We start from the raw sequence: 13,342 nt of genomic DNA, 5'->3' as shown, positions 1-13,342 counted from the left end.
CTGGAAAAAGGCCGCTCGCCGATCAAGGCGAACGGCGGTCCAACGGTTTTACTGTGCCGCTTTTACTTTTTCAGCGATTTTGGCATCTACCGCCTCGCGGATCTGGTCGATGCTGAAGCTCGCCGGACGCTGGCTTGGTGGATAGTCAACGAAAGTCTGCAGGAACGCTGCGGACTTCATGATCGCCACTTCGGTCAGGTAAACGTTCTTGGTGGTCCAGTCATAGTATTGATCGGAAACCACGTCAGCACGTTCATACGGGTCCATGCGCAGGTTGAAGATCTTCGGTACTCGCAGGCACACGAACGGCTCGCTCCACACCTTGAACCCGCCTGGCGCACGTTGTTCGCAGAACACCGCTTTCCAGTTGTCGTAACGCATGGAAACCAGTACGCCATCGTCGTTGAAGTAGTAGTACTCCTTACGTTCGCCTTTTGGCTGTTGACCAGTCAGGTAGGGCAGTTGGTTGTAGCCGTCCAGGTGCACCTTGAAATTGGTGCCGCCGGAAGTCGGCGCCCATCCTTTGAGCAGTTTGTTTTTGACGTCGGGCTCACCCACGGCCGCCAGCAGGGTCGGGAACCAGTCCATGCCCGAGAACATCTCGTTGGAGATTTCCCCGGCCTTGATCTTGCCTGGCCAGCGCACCATGGCGGGCACGCGATAGGCACCTTCCCAGTTGGAGTTCTTCTCGTTACGGAACGGCGTGGTCGCCGCGTCCGGCCAGGAGAACTGGTTCGGGCCGTTGTCGGTGGTGTAAACGACGATGGTGTTGTCGGCGATTTTCAGGTCGTCGAGGGTTTTCAGCAATTTGCCGACGTCGCCGTCATGCTCGACCATGCCGTCCGCATACTCGTTGCCGGCCATACCGCTCTGGCCTTTCATCGACTCACGCACGTGGGTGAACAAGTGCATGCGGGTGGTGTTCATCCAGACGAAGAAGGGTTTATCCGCCTTGGCCTGTTTCTCGATGAACGCCTGGGCTGCGGCCGTGGTTTCGTCGTCGATGGTTTCCATACGCTTGGTGTTCAAGGCGCCGGTATCTTCGATCTTGCCATCGGCGAAGCTGTGGATCACGCCTCGCGGAGTGAAGGCTTTGGTGAACTCCGGGTTGTCCTTGGGCCAGTTTTCACGCTCCGGCTCTTCTTCGGCGTTGAGGTGATACAGGTTGCCGAAGAACTCGTCGAAACCGTGGTTGGTCGGCAGGTACTCATCGCGGTCACCGAGGTGGTTCTTGCCGAACTGGCCGGTGGCGTAACCCTGCGATTTGAGTGCCTGGGCGATAGTGATGTCGCGTTTTTGCAGGCCGACAGTCGCACCCGGCAAGCCGACTTTCGACAGACCGGTACGCAGCACCGACTGCCCGGTAATAAACGATGATCGTCCTGCCGTGCAGCTGTTCTCCGCGTAATAGTCGGTGAACATCATGCCTTCCTTGGCGATACGGTCGATGTTCGGAGTTTTGTAGCCAACCACGCCCATTGAGTAGGCACTGATGTTGGTCTGGCCGATGTCGTCGCCAAAGATCACGAGGATGTTGGGTTTGTCGGCGGCTGCGGCTGTCGCCGAAATCGCCATGACCGAGGTCGCCACCAGGGCGAGTTTCGGTAGCCACTTGCGTATGCGAGTCATCTGACTGGCTCCTTTTACTGACGTCGCTCTGTGCGACAAACGTGTATTGCGGTCCTGCATTACGTCTTCTGCTTTTACTGTTGCCCGGTTGTGGCGGCATCGAACGGATAGATCCGGCGCCATTCGGCGGCCATGTCGACGACGGTCCAGCCACGTTTGTTCGCTTCGTCCAGGGCCTTGTCCAGATGCCCGATCTTCGATTGACGGTCATAGGCCCATTCGCGTTTGGCATCGGTGTGATGCACCAACCCCATGAATCGTTTGCCGTCCCCGGCGGCCGTCCACTGCAGCATTTGCAGGTCGCCGTCAGAGTTACCGAACGCAAGGATCGGACGACGGCCAATCACCGCATCGATGCTCACCGGTTTACCCGGCCCATCGTCGTTGTGCGCCAGTTTTGGTGTGCGCAGGATCGACGCCTTGCCGTCCTTGTAATCAAACGTTGTGACGAACGTGGTGCCGATGACCTGTTCGGGTGGAATGCCGTAGACCTTCTCGGCGAAGGCCCGCATGAAGCCGGTATCGCCACCGGACACGATGTAGGTCTTGAAATCCTGACTGCGCAGGTAGTCGAGCATTTCCAGCATTGGCTGGAAGATCATTTCGGTGTAGGGCTTGCCGGTCTTCGGGTGGCGCGCCTGCGTCAGCCAGGTTTTGGCGTAATCGTCAAAGGCTTCGGTGGTCATGCCTGAGTGAGTCGCACCAACGATTTTCAGCAGGCCATCCATGCCGGTGGCAGCCAGGGCCTTGTGGTCGTTCTCGAGCACGGCCTGGAAGGGCTGGGTGGTTTTCCATTCCGGGTGTTGAGGTGCCGTGCGCTTGACCTCTTCAAGGGAGAACAGCAATTCGAAGTACATCGGTTGCTCGCTCCACAAGGTGCCGTCGTTGTCGAATACCGCGATGCGATCCTCGGGTTTGACGAAGTCCTTGCTGCTTTGATCGGTCACGGCCTGGACGAACTCGATGATGTTCTTCTTCGACGGGCCGTCGTTCCAGGAGGGCAGTGGCTCGGCAGCTTGTACCAGCAGGGGCAGGCTCAAGGCCACTGTCAGCAAAAACTTAAACCCGTGAAACTGGCGCAGTGATATCGGGTTCATCATGGGAAATCCTTCTCGTGAACGGGATTGAGTGGTCGCAGCGCGGGAGCAACTGATTGTTTGTCGCGTTCGGTCTGACTATGCAGCGTAGTCAAGGATTTCTTGAGTTGGTGCATTGCCTGATCTTTTGTTGGCTGGCGGCCGTAACAGGCGCGTAACAGTGCTTGCAGTCGCGGACCCAGACTGGTGAGTTTCAGGGTCTTGTGGCTGCGACGGGTCCACAGGTACACCGCACTCAATTGCGCAGGGGTGGCGTCCAGTTGCGAGGGGATTTGCTGCCAGGCGTAGTCAGCCGATTGCAGCCATTCCGTGTGCCGGGCACTGCGCCGAGCCTGCCAGGCACTGCGAGCGCGCAACCAAAATGGACGCGCGAACCAGCCAAGCCCGGCAATGCAGAGAAGCAACGCCAATGCGCCGAAGCCGTAGCCGGACAGGTGCAGATTGTTTTGCTGGCCGAGTTTTTTCAGGTCTTCTGTGATTGAGAACACCGGTTTGTAGGCGCTGTTGGCGGCGGCGTCGAAATCGATCGCAGGCACTTGTGCCGTGCGGGTTTGCCGGGTGCCGGCATCCCACCATTTCACGGCGATGGGCGGGAGGCTGTAATGCCCCTCAGCGTCGATCCGGTACGTCACAGTATCGATGCGTTGGCCACCGTTGAAATTGCCCCGGCCGTCATCCAGGTTATTGACCTGCGGGGACTTCGCGTAACGGCTCAAACCGCGGATATCAACCAGTGTGGGCGTGGGCAACGACATGGCCAGGGCGCCGTCGGCCTGGAGCGTCAGTTCACGGGTGATGCTGTCGCCAACCTTCAGCGGGGTGGCCGAATTGATGGTTTTTTGCGTCAAGCGCAACCCTTGGGCCACCAGCACGGGTTCCCCCGCCTGGAAACCTGGCGGTTGGGTCGCAGTGAACTGCACGGGTTGGCTCTGTGCGCTCAATTCGGCAGTGGCCTGGCCGGGCGTGGCGCGCACCGTCAGCGGCGGTATATCGAAGCCCTTCGCCAGGTTCGGGGTGATCAGGTAGCTGTAGCGCATGCCGTTGTAGGACTTGCCATCAACGTTCTGATTAATGTGTTCAGCATGGCCATCAGGCGGCATCACCAGTGCACCGGGCAGCTTCAGGTCGGGCAGGGTGGGGGCGCTGGTGAACCAGGTGTCGGTGAGCACGTCGAGTTGCAGTTCGACGAGGCTGCCGACCATGGCCGGTTCGTTGGATTGCAGGTGGGCGAGGACTTTCAGTTCGGGTTCGGCCGCATGGGTATTGAGGCTGATCAGGGTAATAAGCACGGTGCCGAATATTCTGCTGATTTTGCGCACGCTATCGCGAGCAGGCTCGCTCCCACAGGGGATTTGTGGTGCATATAGAAACAGTGTGGGAGCTAGCCTGCTAGCGATGGCCGCCACTCGATTCAACAGAGCGTTCATGGCTTGGCCCCCGCTTGATCCTGCAAGCTGAACTTCTGTTTCAGGAACTTCGCCGGTGACGTGCTGAGGTTTTGCAGCCATTGCTCATCCGATGCGGCTTGTTCGGTCTGCACCGATTTGCTCTGACCCTTGCCCGGCGCCTTGTCCATTTTGATCTCGTCGGGTTTGACCTCAGGGGCGTTTTTCTCCGCGTCCTCGGTGTCTTTCTGCAACGCGATGGCCAAGGCAAGGTTGGCCGTGGCTTCGGGGAATTGCGGTTGCAACTTCAAGGCCTGGGTGTAGGCCGCGATGGCCTGGTCGAACTTGAAGCGCCGCACATAAATGTTGCCCAGGTAGAAATACGCCTGCGGGGTTTGCAGCCGCGCGAAGCTGGCCAATGCCAAGTCGAAATCGGCGGCATGGTAGGCAGCGACGCTTTTCCAGTAGGGGTCGACAAAAAGGGCGGCGGCTTGCGGCAGGTGGTCGTGCTCAAAGGCCCAGCGACCTTGCTGGTCGCGGGTGAAAAAGGCATCGGTAAACGCGTTGGCCTGCGCCGGTGCCGGTTGCAATCCGAGCCCCACGGCCAGCAGCAGGCCGGCCATCCAGTTCAGGCTCCAGCCCTTGCGCACGCTGAACAACGCAATCAGCAGCAGTGGCCAGCAGATCCAGTAGCCGGCGTCTTTCCAGTGCAATTCGCGCTGTTCGTCGCTGGCGGCCTGGAAGTGTTGGCGAGCATGCAGTTCGACCCAGTCCAGATCGTCGTTGTTAAGCGTCAGGCTGCCCAGCGGCGCATCCAGCGCAGACGCCAACTGCTTTAGCGCGCCTTGATCAAAACTGCCCAGTTCAGGGCGGCCATTGCTGTCGATGCGCGGCTGGCCACTGGCATCGTTGATGATGCCGCCGTCCTCACTGCCGACGGCCAGAATCAACACTTGCAGCGCGCTGTTGTCGAGTTTTTTATCCAGAACGCCGAGGGCCGAGGTGTCTGCGCCATCAGTGATCAACAGCAGGGTGCCGGGTGTTTTTTCTGCGGCCAATAGACGTTTGGCCTGATCAATGACTGCGCCGACGTCTTTGCCGGGTTTGCCGATCAGGTCGCTGCTTAGTGCCTGAATGAACGTGTCGAGCAGAGCCGGGTCGTCGGTGGGCGGCAGTACCAGGTGGGCGCTGCCGGCGTAGGCGATCAGCGCATTGCGGGCGCCGGCGCGGCGCTGGATCAGGTCATGCAGCTTGTGTTTGGCGGCTTCCAGGCGCGTCGGTTGTACATCGTTGGCATCCATGGAGGGCGACAGGTCGATGGCAATGAGCAGCGGCGCCCGGTTCTCCAGAAAGTCCGGCCGGTCCTGTTCCCAGGTCGGCCCTGCGGCGGCAACCGAGCCAAGCACCAGCAACGCGCAGACCAGGTGCACGGGGCGCAGCCAGTGCTGATCTTTCGGCGTGATCAACAGGTGTGGCAGTAAGTGTTCGGCGATGTTGCTGCGCAAGCGCCGTTGCAGGTCCTGGCTGCGCCGCCACAGCAGCGGCAGCAGCGCGGCGAAGGGCAGCAGCAACAGCCAGAGAGGGCGCAAGAAGTGGAAGTCGCTGAGGTTGATCTCCATCTCAGGCCTCCTGCCGCTGGCGAATTATGGACAGACGCGGGCGCAGCATGGCGCACAAGTGATACAGCGCAAGCAGCGCAATCGCCGCGCCCAGCGGCCACCAGAACAGATCACGCTTGGGTTGGTGGCTGAGGGTTTTCACTTGATGCGGGGTGAGTTGGTCGAGGGTGCTGTAGACCTGATCCAGTGCATGGCGGTCTTCGGCGCGGAAGAAACGCCCACCCGTGGTTTTGGCAATGTCCTGCAAGCCTTGCAGGTTGACCTTGGCTTCGCCCTCGGCGTTCGGGTCGCCGATGCCGATAGTGTGAATCACCACGCCTTTGGCGGCGGCCATCTCGGCTGCGTGGTCCGGGGTGATGGCGCTGCTGGTGTCGTTGCCGTCGGTCAGCAGGATCAAGACTTTCTCCTGTTCGTGGGCCTTGTCCAGCAGTTTCAGGCTCAGGCCGATGGCATCGCCGATCGCCGTGTTGGGGCCGGCCATGCCGATGCCGGTGTCGTCCAGCAACAGCGACAGACTGGCGTGGTCAAGGGTCAGCGGCGCCTGCGGGTACGCACCGCTGCCGAACACGATCAGGCCGAGGCGGTCTTCTTTGCGTTTGTCGATAAAGCCGTGCACCACTTCCTTGACGGCCGCCAGGCGATTGATTTTCTGACCGCTGGCGTCGGTGAAGTCCGTGGTTTCCATGGATTGCGACAAGTCGATCGCGAGCATCAAGTCGCGCACCGGTTGTTGGCGCTCGATGGGTTTCTCGACGAACACTGGCCGCGCCGCTGCCAATAGCAGGAGCGCCCACACCAGCAGGTTCAGCAGCAATTGCCAGGCATTGCTGCGGGTACCGGCTTTACTGGGCGCTTCGCCCACAGCACGGCTCATGGCGCCAAAAAACGGCACGCGCACGGCGCTTCGCGCTTCGCGGTAATCGGGCAGATAGCGGTAGGCCAGCCACGGCAATGGCAGCAGCACTAACAGCCACGGGTATTCAAGCTGCCACATGATGACGCTCCACCCAGGTTTTACAGGTATCGAACAGCTGCTGGCGTTGTTCGGGTGGCAAGGCTTGCAAAGTAGAGTCAGGCGCGTAAGCGAGTTGCGCCAGTTGCTGGCTGAAATCAGCGGGAAGTGGTTGCTTGAGGTGCTGCTGTAGGAAGACTTGCCAATCATCTTTCCCCAGCGACGCAGGCCCCTGTGGGAGCGAGCCTGCTCGCGATGAGGCCGGTACATTCAGAACAGTCGGCGACTGACCGCGCGCCATCGCGAGCAAGCTTGCTCCTACAGCGACAGTGTTTGGCATGGAGAGCGCGACGCGCTTAAGCAATTCGGGTAATTCGCGCAGCGCACTCAGGTCACCGCTGCGCTGCTGCAACTGCGCCAGGCGCGCCAACGCCTCGCGCCGATAGCGATCACGTCGCCACTGCCAATAACGCCGTGCGCCCAGCAGCAGTGCCGTCACCACCAGCACGGCCAGCAACACCCACCAACCCCAGGTCTGGGGCGCATAACTGATCGGTGCCGGCAAAGCCAGTTCCTTGAGTTGCTCGATGCTCGGAATGTTCGGGTTCATCGCCGCCTCCCGCTGAGCTTGCCCAATTCACTGCGCAGTTGTTCCTGGGCTTCGGTGGCGGTGCTGAACATCATCAACGGCACCTGACTGCGACGTAGCAGCGTGGCCACGTCCTTGAGGCGCCCGCTGAGAAAATCGCCCAATGGCTGATGCACCTGGCGACGGTCCACCGCCAGTTCAACCTGCATCTGCCCTTGGGTGATCAGCAAACGGCCATTTTTTGGCAGGTTCAGCGCCAGCGGGTCGTAGACCTGCATGGCGATCACGTCGTTGTGTGCCGCCAACTGGCGCATCAGTTGCAGCGTCCGTTCGCCGGCACCGGCAAAGTCACTGACGATGCAGATCAGGTGATCGTGCCCGGCCACGGCGAGGCATCGCTGTAAGACCTTGTCGAGCTGATCCTGGCCTTCGGCGTCGGGGTTGCCGGCATTCAGTTGCTGGTTCTGTTCGACGATGCGGCTGCACAGCGCCTCGATCCGCTTGCGGCTGCGCAGCGGGGCGATGCTGTCGATGCGTTGATCGTTGAACACCAGGCCACCCACCCGGTCGCCGGCGTTGAACACCATCCACGCCGCCAAAGCGCCGAGTTCGGCGGCAACGGCGGATTTGAAGCTGCGCTGCGAGCCGAAGAACATCGACATGCGCTGATCGACCACGATCAACGCCGGGCGGTCGCGCTCTTCGGTGAAGGTGCGCACCACCGGTTTTCCCGTGCGCAATGACGCGCGCCAGTCGAGGTGACGCAAATCATCACCGGGCTGATAGCGACGCAGCTCATCGAAGTTCAAGCCGCGACCACGCAAGCGTGACGCGTGATTGCCGGCAAGGATGCTGCCTTGCGGCTGGCGTGCAACAAAACTCAGGTCGCGAGCCTTGAACTCCAGGGCCATCAACTGCGCCAGAGAGACATAGGCCAGGCCGTCTACGTTCATGCAGGAATCGCCACTTTATCGAGCAAGCGGTCAAGCACCTGGTCGGCACTCACCCCATCGGCCACCGCGTCGTAGCTCAGTTGCAGACGATGACGCAGTACCGGGTGCACCACGGCGCGCACGTTGTCCGGCGAGACGAAATCCTGCCCCTGCAACCAGGCATCGGCGCGGGCGCAACGGTCCAGGCCGATGCCACCACGGGGGCTGGCACCGATGTTGATCCAGCGCCCGAGGTCGGCGTCGTAATCGGCCGGGTGGCGGGTGGCATTGATGATGTCGATCAGGTAGCGGTCGATGGCGGGGGACACGTGGACCGCACTGACTTCACGGCGTGCGGCAAAGATTACGTCCTGAGACAGCTCAAAGCCTTGCGCCGCAGCGCTCTTGGCGCCGAGGGCCTGTTCCTCCTCGCGCAACAGGCGCAACACCTGGCTCTCGTTTTCCGCGTTCGGGTAATCCAGCAGCACCTTCATCAGGAAACGGTCCATCTGCGCTTCCGGCAGCGGGTAAGTACCTTCTTGTTCAATCGGGTTCTGAGTCGCGACGACAATGAACAGCTCGGGCAGCGCATGGCTGTTGCCGGCCACAGTGATCTGTCGTTCTTCCATGGCCTCGAGCAGTGCAGCCTGAACCTTTGCCGGCGCGCGGTTGATTTCGTCGGCCAGGATCAGGTTGCCGAACAGCGGCCCCGGCTGGAAGCGGATCTCGTTTTTTCCCTCGACCTGATGCAGCACCTCGGCACCAGTGATGTCCGACGGCAACAAGTCGGGCGTGAACTGGATGCGGCTCATCTTCGCGTCCAGGTGTTTGGCCAGTGCCTTCACCGTACGGGTCTTGGCCAGCCCCGGCAGACTTTCCAGCAGCAAGTGTCCATTGGCTAGCAGGCCGAGCAGGATTTGGCGTATCACCTGGTCCTGACCGAGCACGGCTTCGGCGATGCTGGCTTGCAGGGCGTTGAGGTCGTTGAGTGCGGTCATGGTTGCTCCTAGAAAAACGCCAGGGTCATGTTGGCGGCGATGCCGTTGCCTTCAGGCCGGTTCTTGGTGTCGAACTCCGGCACCCAGCGCAGGCTGAAGTTGGCCTGGGCATCGGCGAACTTGCCGGTCCAGCCGATCGCCGGGCCGGCACCAACCGAACGCCCGCGAAAGCCACTGGTTGCGCCCGCCCCGGAGTCATCATTGATCTGCTGGATGTACCCTGCCGCCATGCCGGCCGCCCAGCCATTTCCGAAACCATGGGTCCACAGCAAATCGAGGGTGAAGAGGTCGCCGTTCTGGTAATCCGTCTCATCGTTCTCGGTGTAGAACTCCAGCCCGGTGTCAAGGGTGAACTCGCCGCCTTTGCCGTCGAGATGGGTGAAGGCCACGGTGGGCATGAAGGTGTAAGTGTTCTGCCCTGCATTGGCCAGACGGTCGACGTTGTAGGCGCCGGTGGGCACGTAGATCGGCATCGAGAACGAGATGTGGTTGACCTCGTCGAAGTGATAACCGGCGGCAATCGGCGTCACCAGCATGTCGGCAAACTGCGTGGCCTTATCCTCGGTGCCCAGGGTGCGGCCACGGGGCCCCGTGATGCTCGCGCTGACATCGGTGTGTTGTACCGGCACGCCGATGGCTGAGGCGTAGTTCCAACGGCCTTTGCCGGTGTCCCAGACATGGGTGAAGTTGGCCATGGTGTAGGAGACCTTCATGTCCAGATCGCTACTGATTGCGCCGCCTATCGGTATCTGAGAGTTGCCCTTCAGATCACCGTCATACCAGATGCTGGTCAGGGACATCACCCAGCCTGGTTCCGGCGGCACGATCCCGGCATTGGAAAAAACCTGCTGCCCGGTGATCGGTCGGCCGACACCGCCCTCGACGGCCAACACCAGCGGACTGCCGCCAACCATGCACAGCGCCAACAAGGGGCGCACTACGTACTGCTTCACCATGATTGACTCCGCTTACTGGTTTTGTTGATTAACGGGTGTCAGCAACGGCATTTTCCATTGGCCGCTGGTGACTTCCGGTTTTGGCAGGTAGAGGCGCAGCACGCCATAGAACGGCCCGTCCGGCGCCGGAAGCCAGTTGCTTTGCAGTTCCTTGGCGGGTGCTTTCTTTTGTAGGTAAAGGGTCACGCCGCCGTCGGCATCGAGTTTGAGGTCGGGCAACATGCGCGAATTGATCAAGTAGCGATTGAGCGGGTTGGCCACCAGCAACTTGTTTTTGCCGTTGTACATCGTCAGCGACCAGAAGGCGTCGGCCGGGGGCAGGGCGCCCTTGGCGAAATGCAGCGTGTAGTCGTGTTTCGAGGCATCGACCGGTTGGCCATCCTTGTCGACGAAGTAACCGATGTAATTTGCTTCTTCGGCAGAGTTACCGAAGATGCCCATGTTGGCGCCGGCGTAGCGGTACAGGTAGTTGCCTTTGAGGTGATCGCGGGTGCCGAAAAAGTCGCCGCTGGTGACTTCGTGGGTATCGACTCTGGTTTTCTTGAACTCGGCGAATTCGGCCTTCGCGTCGGCAATGCCATCTTCCAGGGCCTTGCGTTGATCGACGCTCAGTTTGCTCAGGTCGAATGGCTTGCCGGCTTCGATACCGATGGTTTTGAACCGGGCGAGAAGATCCTTTTCAACGTCCTGGGCCGGGGCAAACGCCAGCATGAAATTCAGGTAGCGGAACAGGTCCGGGGTATCGCTCATGTTGGCCACGGGTTTGGGCCAGGCGATCTTCGGCGCGGCAGGTGGCGCCTTGTGCTTGTCGTAATGGCTCAGCGTTTCGACCTTGTAACCCTTCTGGATCTGCTTGACCTTGGCCAGGTCCGTGTCATCGAACAACTGCGTGCGGTACAGCGCGTAGGCGATGTTGCTTTCACTGCGCAGCAGGCGGTCGATGTTCAGCGGTTGCTGGCCCTGCCAGTTGGGGCCGGCAATCATGAAGTGGCCGCCATTGTTTCCCGTGCTGCGGGTGCCCAGGTACGCGAAGTTTTGCGTGTAGGCGTCAATCAGTTGCACGGAGTAGTAACGGTGTTCCTCGATGGGTGGCAGGGTCAGCACCAGCGGTTCGGCGCGCAAATCCATCCAGACGAAGGAGTAGGGCGTGTCGGCATTCGGCGTGACGAACGCGGTGTCTTTGGCCGTGAAAGCCTTGGCCGTGTTGCCGATCTCGTTGAAGGGGGCCTTGAAGTTGGAACTCTTCTTGTCCACGGCCTGGGTATAGAGGGTCTTGTACATCTCTACGACCGGGAACCCATACAAATAGGCTTCCTTGGCGATGCCCCGGGCTTGTTCCGGCGTGGCCGTGAAGTCGGCCCAGGCACTGGTGCTGACGGCGAGGGTCACAGCGGTCACGAGCAAATTACGGTGGTTCATCTTGCGTCCTTGTTGCAAAAGCGAGCGTTATCCGGCGGTCGTGGTGTAGCCGCATCGGGTATCGAGGTCCTGAGCACCGACACCGCAACTGACGAACATGGTCATCAGGCTGAAACCGACTGCGAGTAATGCGATGTGCATGGCGATTTCCTCATTTTCCAAATGTGACGTTGAGGCCGGCATACAGCGTGAATTTCGGCAGGCCATCGCCTTTGTGGTCCACGGTCCACTGCGGTTCGATGAAAGCGTTGAGGATATTTGACCCGGATTTCCACACTTTGCCGCCCCCCAAACCGAGGGGGATGTAGTGAGTGTCGTTTTTCAGGTCGAAGGTCCAGGTGCCGGTCGAGCGCAGGTACCAGCCTTTGTCCAGGTTGTGGATGATGAAGGGCTGCATGGTTGCGCTTTCGACATGAGGCCGGTCGCTGTCACCTGCAAAAGAACTCTGGTACTGCACCAGCGCCCCCAGCAGGCCACGGGGAGAGGCGTCGATGGCTACGGCAGCCAGGCCACCTTGCCATTTACCGGTGCCCAACTCGTCCTGATCGGCGGTCGGCGCGGTGATCATCGGGCCAACGCCCAACTGCACGCCTTCGGTCTTGAGCAGGAAGATATCGAACACGTTCAGATCGCCTTCACCGGTGCTGTAGCCGCTGTTCGGATCGGGACGAGTGCTGATCGGCGCAGTGACGCGTATTAATTGCGGCACGCCAATGAAGTCGTTGGGTGCAATCGGCAGGGTGCCGCGCACCAGCACGTCATTGCTGTGGATATTGGAGTCGTAGTACTTCGGCGTGTAGTAGTCCTGCAGACTCATCCCCGGCGCGATGTTCAGCGGGTTGTTGCTTTTGTTGGCGGTCTCGGCGTCATCCGCGTTGGCCAATAGGAAAGGCACAAACGACGTCGCCAGAAGAAAGGCGTGCATCCCCAATTTGTTCGACATGATTCCCCGGTTCCCTGGTGGCTCATTGGACAACCCGGCACTTGCTGGCCGTTAACGACGTAATCTCTTTTGCTATCAAGCCTGTAGGACACGTCTGGTTGACGCTAGCAGCTAACCACCAATTAGCCAGTCGAAGGGATTAATTACTTAGTTTTGTGTGCAAAATCTCAGTATTTTTGTGTACTAAAAAGTTAATGCAATGGCTGTTTCGTATTTCAAAGCAACCGTTTAATCGCCCCACACTGTGGCTGGGGCGATCAGCTGCGACTCGATTGTTAGTGTTTGCGCGATTGCCCAAACGCCCGCTCTTCCTGCTCGCGTAACTCCGGTGTCAGTTCCTCGCCGAAATCCTCCATTTCAAAGACCTGACGGATTTCGATTTCGGGCTCCGTGCCCGGCATTGGGTTCGGGCAGCGTTTGACCCATTCGATGGCTTCTTCTTTGGACTTCACCTGCCATAGCCAGAAGCCAGCGATCAGTTCTTTGGTTTCGGCGAAGGGGCCGTCGATGACCGTGCGCTTGTCGCCGGAGAAGCGCACGCGGGTGCCTTTGCTGCTGGGGTGCAGGCCTTCGCCGGCGAGCAGGATGCCGGCCTTGGCCAGTTCTTCGTTGTAGTTGCCCATGGCGGTCAGCAGTTCCTGGCTGGGCATGACGCCGGCTTCGGAGTCTTTGCTTGCTTTAATGATGATCATGAAGCGCATGGTGGTCTCTCCGCTGGATTTGAATTATTCAGTTCTAGTCGAATGACGCTCGCCTGGATCGACAGCAATGGCAAAAATTTTTAAACCAGCTGTAGTACATTTCTTGTCGTGGTGACTGATAA

The 13,342-nt window shown here is 59.9% G+C and carries 12 protein-coding genes; all 12 read right to left on the bottom strand.

The genetic code is table 11. The features are described 5' to 3' along the window. Window positions 1–48: 48 nt before the first annotated feature. The 12 genes from KVG88_RS03400 to KVG88_RS03345 all read right to left on the bottom strand — a co-directional run bounded on the left by KVG88_RS03400 (window position 49) and on the right by KVG88_RS03345 (window position 13,220). Window positions 49–1,629: an arylsulfatase gene (locus KVG88_RS03400; protein ID WP_150700600.1), complete on the bottom strand. Its 1,581-nt coding sequence runs from the start codon at window positions 1,627–1,629 to the stop codon at window positions 49–51. 74 nt (window positions 1,630–1,703) lie between these two features. Beyond that, entirely contained in the window at window positions 1,704–2,729 is a 1,026-nt protein-coding gene (locus tag KVG88_RS03395; protein WP_150700599.1) for an HAD family hydrolase, read from the bottom strand. Next, complete coding sequence (locus KVG88_RS03390) at window positions 2,726–4,153, bottom strand: BatD family protein (RefSeq protein ID WP_217870326.1); 1,428 nt, start codon at window positions 4,151–4,153, stop codon at window positions 2,726–2,728. The genes KVG88_RS03395 and KVG88_RS03390 overlap by 4 nt, the downstream gene beginning before the upstream one ends. Beyond that, on the bottom strand, window positions 4,150–5,730 hold the full coding sequence (locus KVG88_RS03385; protein ID WP_217870325.1) for a VWA domain-containing protein: 1,581 nt from the start codon (window positions 5,728–5,730) through the stop codon (window positions 4,150–4,152). The genes KVG88_RS03390 and KVG88_RS03385 overlap by 4 nt, the downstream gene beginning before the upstream one ends. A 1-nt stretch (window position 5,731) precedes the next feature. Next, on the bottom strand, window positions 5,732–6,724 hold the full coding sequence (locus KVG88_RS03380) for a vWA domain-containing protein (protein WP_217870324.1): 993 nt from the start codon (window positions 6,722–6,724) through the stop codon (window positions 5,732–5,734). Next, window positions 6,711–7,292 carry a DUF4381 domain-containing protein gene (locus tag KVG88_RS03375; protein WP_217870323.1) on the bottom strand — a complete coding sequence of 194 codons (582 nt, stop codon included), beginning with the start codon at window positions 7,290–7,292 and terminating at the stop codon, window positions 6,711–6,713. The genes KVG88_RS03380 and KVG88_RS03375 overlap by 14 nt, the downstream gene beginning before the upstream one ends. Then, on the bottom strand, window positions 7,289–8,224 hold the full coding sequence (locus tag KVG88_RS03370; RefSeq protein WP_150700594.1) for a DUF58 domain-containing protein: 936 nt from the start codon (window positions 8,222–8,224) through the stop codon (window positions 7,289–7,291). The genes KVG88_RS03375 and KVG88_RS03370 overlap by 4 nt, the downstream gene beginning before the upstream one ends. Beyond that, window positions 8,221–9,201 carry an AAA family ATPase gene (locus tag KVG88_RS03365; RefSeq protein ID WP_150700593.1) on the bottom strand — a complete coding sequence of 327 codons (981 nt, stop codon included), beginning with the start codon at window positions 9,199–9,201 and terminating at the stop codon, window positions 8,221–8,223. Before KVG88_RS03365 ends, KVG88_RS03370 begins: the two co-directional genes overlap by 4 nt. An 8-nt stretch (window positions 9,202–9,209) precedes the next feature. Beyond that, a complete protein-coding gene (locus KVG88_RS03360) occupies window positions 9,210–10,157 on the bottom strand; it encodes a SphA family protein (RefSeq protein ID WP_150700592.1) in 948 nt (315 codons plus the stop codon). A gap of 12 nt (window positions 10,158–10,169) precedes the next feature. Then, window positions 10,170–11,576: a DUF1254 domain-containing protein gene (locus KVG88_RS03355; protein ID WP_217870322.1), complete on the bottom strand. Its 1,407-nt coding sequence runs from the start codon at window positions 11,574–11,576 to the stop codon at window positions 10,170–10,172. Between the two features lie 151 nt (window positions 11,577–11,727). Further along, entirely contained in the window at window positions 11,728–12,519 is a 792-nt protein-coding gene (locus tag KVG88_RS03350) for a hypothetical protein (RefSeq protein WP_150700590.1), read from the bottom strand. A gap of 275 nt (window positions 12,520–12,794) precedes the next feature. Beyond that, on the bottom strand, window positions 12,795–13,220 hold the full coding sequence (locus tag KVG88_RS03345; RefSeq protein ID WP_217870321.1) for a YciI family protein: 426 nt from the start codon (window positions 13,218–13,220) through the stop codon (window positions 12,795–12,797). Window positions 13,221–13,342 lie beyond the last annotated feature (122 nt).

It is taken from the genome of Pseudomonas azerbaijanoccidentalis (genome assembly GCF_019145495.1).
Lineage (GTDB): Bacteria > Pseudomonadota > Gammaproteobacteria > Pseudomonadales > Pseudomonadaceae > Aquipseudomonas > Aquipseudomonas azerbaijanoccidentalis.
The sequence above is the reverse complement of the archived record's forward strand: the minus strand, read 5'-3'. Positions and strand labels throughout refer to the sequence as shown.